The organism is Micromonospora sp. NPDC049799 (assembly GCF_040656655.1).
GTDB lineage: Bacteria > Actinomycetota > Actinomycetes > Mycobacteriales > Micromonosporaceae > Micromonospora.
Window position 1 is genome coordinate 1 of sequence record NZ_JBFAMU010000391.1, and the last position, 4,645, is coordinate 4,645.

5 protein-coding genes are annotated in these 4,645 nt (G+C 72.1%); 3 read left to right on the forward strand and 2 right to left on the reverse strand.

Translation table 11 applies throughout. The features are described 5' to 3' along the window. A partial coding sequence (locus tag AB0I76_RS22885) for a hypothetical protein (RefSeq protein WP_357038918.1) occupies positions 1–460 on the forward strand: 460 nt, incomplete at its 5' end. Positions 461–531: 71 nt separating this feature from the next. Here AB0I76_RS22885 and AB0I76_RS22890 read toward each other — a convergent pair. Beyond that, entirely contained in the window at positions 532–1,995 is a 1,464-nt protein-coding gene (locus tag AB0I76_RS22890) for an amino acid permease (protein WP_357038921.1), read from the reverse strand. Positions 1,996–2,025: 30 nt separating this feature from the next. Then, entirely contained in the window at positions 2,026–2,586 is a 561-nt protein-coding gene (locus tag AB0I76_RS22895; RefSeq protein ID WP_357038925.1) for a heme-binding protein, read from the reverse strand. 150 nt (positions 2,587–2,736) lie between these two features. Between AB0I76_RS22895 and AB0I76_RS22900 the strand changes: the two genes are divergently transcribed. Continuing rightward, complete coding sequence (locus AB0I76_RS22900) at positions 2,737–4,161, forward strand: DUF234 domain-containing protein (protein WP_357038928.1); 1,425 nt, start codon at positions 2,737–2,739, stop codon at positions 4,159–4,161. 88 nt (positions 4,162–4,249) lie between these two features. Next, the coding region (locus AB0I76_RS22905; RefSeq protein ID WP_357038931.1) for a hypothetical protein at positions 4,250–4,645 on the forward strand (396 nt) is incomplete at its 3' end.

A 4,645-nucleotide genomic window follows, 5' to 3' on the forward strand; every position in this document is an offset into this window, starting at 1 on the left:
TTGCGCCCTCGCGGCGGCGCCGGGGACCGGCCGTGACCGGCGAGGGCTCGCCGCCGCGGCGGCCGGTCTGGCGATTGTCGGCGTCGGTGTGGTCCGGATGCTGTCCCCCGGTTCGCGGATCCTGCCGGCGGTGCTGCTCGGTGCGGTGCTGCTGACCGGGGTCACGCTCGTCGCCTGGGACCGGCCGGGAGGGCGGGTGGAGTGGCGATGGCAGGCCCTGGCCGCGCTCGCCGCCCTACTCGCCCCGGCTGCGATGGGGTTTCTCGCGCTCCTCACGATGGCCTGGTTGGAGCCGGTGGCCCCGCTCACCGCACTGGCCGGCAACACCACGATCAACGCGGACGGCACCGACGTGCTCTACTCGCTCGCCGGTCTGCTCGCCGGTCTCGGGACCGCGCTGTTGCTGGCCTGGCCGCCGGCCCTCGGCGAGCGGCGCCCCGGGTTCGCACGGCAACCTTGATCCACTCGGGTTCATTGATGGCGGGGTGTCCTGGTCACCCGAACACCCCGATATCAATGATGTCGAGTGGATCAAGATCGGCCGCCCGACGCCGCACCTCCGTCCGATGGGCCGGCCGGGCCTCGCCTGGCGAGCGCCGAGCGTCGGTAGCCGTAGAAGGCGTAGACCAGCGCGCCGATGAGGAACCAGACCGCGAACCGCAGCCACGTCTCCGGGGCGAGGAACGTGATCAGCCAGACCGAGAAGACCGCCCCGAGGGCCGGCACCACCGGCATCCCCGGCAGCCGGAACGTCCGCGGGGCGTCGGGGCGGCGGTAGCGCAGCACGATCACCGCGATGCAGACCACCACGAAGGCCAGCAGGATGCCGATGTTGGTCAGCTCGGCGGCCTCCCGGATCGGCAGGAAACCGGCGATCAGCGCCGAGCCGACGCCGACGATCCAGGTCACCCGGCTGGGCACCCGACGCACCGGGTGCAGCTTGGCGAACCAGGCCGGCAGGAGGCCGTCCCGGCTCATCGAGAACCACACCCGGGTGACACCGAGCATGAAGGTGAACATCACCGTCAGAATGCCGATGATCGCGCCGACGGCGATCACGCTCGCCAGGCCGGACAGCCCCACCGAGGCGAAGGCCGAGGAGAAGCCGCTCTCCGGGTCGATCTCCGTGTAGTTCTGCATGCCGGTCAGCACGAGCGTGGCCAGCACGTACAGGACCATCGAGATGACCAGCGAGTAGATGATCGCCTTCGGCATGTGCCGGCGGGCGTCCTTGGACTCCTCGGCGGCGGTGCTCATCGCGTCGTAGCCGAAGACGGCGAAGAACACGGTCGCCGCTCCGGTGAACGCCCCGCTCAGCCCGTAGGGGAAGAACGGCGAGTAGTTCTCCGTCCGCACGTAGAAGAAGCCGACCACGATGACCAGCAGCACCACGGCGACCTTCAGCCCGACGACGAACGTCTCGAACCGGGCCGCGGACTTGATGCCCTGGTTGAGCAGGAACGCGATGAACAGGCAGAGGATCACCGCGAACAGGTCCACCACGTGCCCGTCGCCGGTGCCCGGCGCACCCAGCATCCAGGCCGGCAGGTCCACGCCGATCTCGCCGACGAGGAATGCGAAGTAGCCGGAGATGCCGATGGCGACCACCGCGACGATGGCGGTGTACTCCAGCAGCAGGTCCCAGCCGATGAACCAGCCGACCGCCTCACCGAGCACCGCGTACCCGTAGGTGTAGGCCGAGCCGGCCTTCGGGATCATGCCGGCGAACTCGGCGTACGACAGGGCGGCTGCCGCGCTGGCCAGCCCGGCGACCAGGAACGAGATCAGTACGGCCGGGCCGGCGGTCTCGTTCGCCACCGCACCGGCCAGCGCGAAGATGCCGGCGCCGATGATGCCGCCGACACCGATCGCGGTGAGCTGCCAGAGCCCGAGGGACCGGGACAGACCCTCCTCGGTCGCGTCCCCGATCTCCTCGACCGGCTTGCGGCGGAAGATGCCGCGGCCGTCGCCCGTCGGGCGTCCCGTGGAGGTCATCGTCGTCCCTTCTCGTGCGCGGTCGCGAGGTCACTCGGCGACCGGCAGCACCACCTCGTTGCGCCGCAGGAACCACGGCTTCCACGGCAGGTCGAAACGTGCGTACCGGATGGCGCCCGCCGGCCGTAGCCCGGCACCGGTGACCGCGCGGCCCAGGGCGGTGGCCCGCCGGTCGAACGCCGCCGCCGTGCCCCGGCCGGAGAACCGCATGGCCGCCACGAGCTGCTCCGGCACCTCCCGGGTCCGTACCCGGGGGTCGGTCGGCTCGGGCAGGGTCTCCGCGGTGAAGCCGGCCGGCATCACGACACGCATCATCCAGCAGCCCGGCCGGTCGCCCTCCTCCTGCACGACCGGCGCGGTCACCGCGATCGTCTCCGGCGCCGCCTCCTGCAGGAGGGGCGCGGTCATGGCGATGCTCCGCCGGGGGCGGTTGGCTCCCTTCAGGTACGCGGCGAGCGGCCGGAACGCCTCGTTGGCCGCCGTGTCGAACGTCCCCTCGACCCGCATCTCGGCCACCAGGTGCGGGGGATACCGGCGCAGCTCGAAGCCGGGGTGTCGGGTCACCACCCGGTACGGCTGCTGCTCGGTCATGGCGCGCTCCCCGTGCCCAGGGCCGGTTCCTCGCATCCGACGCTACCGCCCGCCGCCCTCCGGCTCAGGAGAAGTGCGGTGTCCGCATCGCCTCTCAAGCGCGATACACTCAACCATGAGTGTTTCATCGCTGAGTGTATGAGGTGGCGGGTGGACGGATTCGTCGGACGCGGACGGGAGCTGGCCCAGCTCGACGCCATGCTGGCGCGCGTCCGCCGGGGCGGCCGGGCCGGTCGGCCCGGACGCGCTCTGCTCATGCGCGGCCGGCGGCGCGTCGGCAAGTCGCGCCTGGTCGAGGAGTTCGTGGAACGGGCGGACGTGCCGCACGTGTTCTTCACCGCCTCCGCGCAGCCGTCCGTGGCGGCCGACCTCGCCCTCTTCGTCGAGGCGGTGGCCGCCTCCACCCTGCCCGGGGCCGCCCTGTTCGCCGCCCAGCAGCCCCGGACGTGGGACGCCGCCCTCACCCTTCTCGCCTCCGCGCTCCCGACGGACCGGCCGAGCGTCGTCGTCCTCGACGAGATGCCCTACCTGATCGCCACCGACCCGGGATTCGAGGGGACCCTGCAGAAGGTCTTCGACCGGGAACTCTCGCGGCGGCCGGTCCTCCTGCTGTGCATCGGGTCCGACCTGGCGATGATGGAGGCGCTGAACGCGTACGGTCGCCCCTTCCACCAGCGGGCCACGGAGATGGTCGTTCCACCGCTCAGCCCGGCCGACGTGGGCACGATGCTGGACCTGCCGGCGGCCGAGGCGTTCGACGCCCATCTCGTCTCCGGCGGGCTCCCGCTGATCCTGGACGAATGGCCGGCCGGAGCCTCGTTGCGTGACTACCTCGCCGACGCGGTCGCCGACCCGACCTCCGCCCTGATCGTTAGCGGAGAACGGGCGTTGGCCGCCGAGTTCCCCACCGCCTCCCAGGCGGGCCTGGTGCTGCGGGCGATCGGGTCGGGCGAGCGCACCTTCTCGCTGATCGCCCGGGCGGCCGGCGACCTGCCCCAGGCGTCCCTGACCCGAGCTCTGCGGCTCCTGGTGGACAAGCGGGTCGTGGAGGTCACCGTGCCGCTGTCGACGAAGCCGTCGCGGGAGACCCGGTACGCCGTCGCCGACCTGTACCTCCGCTTCTGGCTGTCCTTCCTGGGCCCGTATCTGCCGGAGATCGAGCGAGGGCGGGGCGACCTGACGTTGGCCCGGATCACGTCGTCCTGGACGAGCTGGCGTGGCCGGGCGATCGAGCCGCTGGTACGGGAAGCCCTGCGTCGGCTGCCCGGTGGGCTCCTTCCGGCGGGCAGCGACGTGGTCGGTGGCTACTGGACGCGGACCAACGGCCCGGAGATCGACCTGGTGGGCGCCGACCGGGGACCGGTCGCGAAACGGATCACCTTCGTCGGCTCGATCAAGTGGCTGGAGCAGCGCCCCTTCGACGCGCACGATCTCGGACGTCTCCTGGTGCACCGTGCCCAGCTGCCCGGGGTCGACGAGTCGGTGCCCCTGGTGGCGGTGTCGCGCAGTGGGGTGACCACCGACGGGGTGCGGGCCTTGGCGCCGGAGGACCTGCTGACCGCGTACCGGGATTGAACCTTCCCCGGGCGGGAGCCGTACCACTGACCGAGGATGCGGTGCGGCGCATCAGTCGCACCGCTACCGGAGCTGCGGGAGGCCTGCCGTGCGAGTTGGTGAGCAGTCGACGGATCCCATCGATCAGATCCTGGGTGAGGTGCCGGTGCCGGTGCCCCTGACCCCCGAGGACGTCCGGCTCGCGGTCCGGGCGGTCGTCGTGCACGGTGCGGAGGAGTGGCCGTCGGGGCCACTGTGCCGCAACGACGGCGCGACGTACCCGTGCCGGCTGCACCGCTGGGGCCGGCGCGTGCTCAGCGAGCACGGGCTCAACGAGCGTCAGATCGAGGCCCTGGTGCGGCACGGCAACCCGTTCGTGCACGTGCCCTTCCCGTTCACGGTCAACGGGCCCGCGCCGGCCCGGACACCGGCCGGTTATCCACCGCGTACCGCGGCCGGGCACGCGGTGCGCGCGCAGCCGGCGCCGCGGGTCGTCGCCTCCGGC

Bases quoted from the DNA above. Each gene is read 5' to 3' on its own strand.
- AB0I76_RS22890 (WP_357038921.1), bottom strand. From the start codon at position 1,995: ATGACCTCCACGGGACGCCCGACGGGCGACGGCCGCGGCATCTTCCGC.
- AB0I76_RS22895 (WP_357038925.1), bottom strand. From the start codon at position 2,586: ATGACCGAGCAGCAGCCGTACCGGGTGGTGACCCGACACCCCGGCTTC.